This window comes from Nonomuraea lactucae, assembly GCF_003313395.1.
In the GTDB taxonomy this organism is placed as follows: Bacteria; Actinomycetota; Actinomycetes; order Streptosporangiales; family Streptosporangiaceae; genus Nonomuraea; species Nonomuraea lactucae.
This window is the reverse complement of sequence record NZ_QNFZ01000439.1, coordinates 1-1,097: the sequence shown is the minus strand read 5'-3', so window position 1 is coordinate 1,097 and position 1,097 is coordinate 1. Positions and strand designations below refer to the sequence as shown.

Annotated in this window: 1 protein-coding gene; it reads left to right on the top strand. The window is 64.0% G+C overall.

The window, feature by feature from the left end; genetic code table 11:
- Window positions 1-1,097: AMP-binding protein (locus DQW85_RS22485; RefSeq protein ID WP_162795236.1), on the top strand; the 1,097-nt coding region annotated here is incomplete at both ends.

Below are 1,097 nucleotides of genomic sequence, written 5' to 3'. Positions count from 1 at the left end.
ATCCGGAGTGGCCGGAGGCGCGGTTGCGGTTTGTGGTGGAGGATGCGGGGTTGGATGTGGTGGTGGCGGGTGGTGGGTCGGTGGGGTGGTTGGAGTCGTTGGGTGTGCGGGTGGTGGTGTTGGAGGAGGCTGTGGGGGCTATGGGGGTTGGGGATGGTGTGGAGGGTGTGGGGTGGGAGGTGGCGGTTGCGCGGGGTGTGGTGGTGGATCCGGGGTCGGCGCTTTATGTGATGTATACGTCGGGGTCGACGGGGGTTCCGAAGGGTGTGGAGGTGTCGCATCGGGGGGTGTTGCGGTTGTGTTCGGATCCGTTGTTGGGGGTTGGGGTGGGGGATGTGGTGGCGCAGTTGGCGCCGGTGGCTTTTGATGCGTCGACGTTTGAGATTTGGGGTGCGTTGTTGGGTGGGGCGGAGTTGGTGGTGGCTGGTGGTGGTGTGGGGGGTGTGGATGTGGGTGGTTTTTTGGAGGGGTTTGGGGTGTCGGTGGCGCATGTGACGGCGGGGTTGTTTCATCAGGTGGTGGAGTTGGGGGTGGAGGTGTTTGGTGGTTTGCGGTTGTTGTTGACGGGTGGGGATGCGTTGTCGGTGGCGTTGTGTGAGCGGGTGCGGGAGGTGTTTCCGGGGTTGCGGTTTGTGGCGTGTTATGGGCCGACGGAGTGTACGACGTTTAGTTCGTTGTTTGATGTGGGTGGTGGGGTGTTGGGGGATGGTGTGGTGCCGATTGGTCGGCCGTTGGTGGGGTCGAGTGTGTGGGTGGTTGATGAGTGGATGAATGTGGTGCCGGTGGGGGTTGCGGGTGAGTTGTTGGTGGGTGGTGTGGGTGTGGGGTTGGGGTATGTGGGTCGGGCTGGTTTGACGGCGGAGCGGTTTGTGGCGGATGGGTTTGGTGGGGGTGGGGGGCGGTTGTATCGGACGGGGGATCGGGTGCGGTGGCGGGTTGATGGGGTGTTGGAGTTTTTGGGGCGTGGGGATGAGCAGGTGAAGATTCGTGGGTTCCGGATTGAGCCGGGTGAGGTGGAGGCGGTGTTGGGTGAGCATCCCGGGGTGCGGGATGTGGTGGTGGCGGCGCGTGGGGATGGTCGGGGTGGCAAGCGTCTG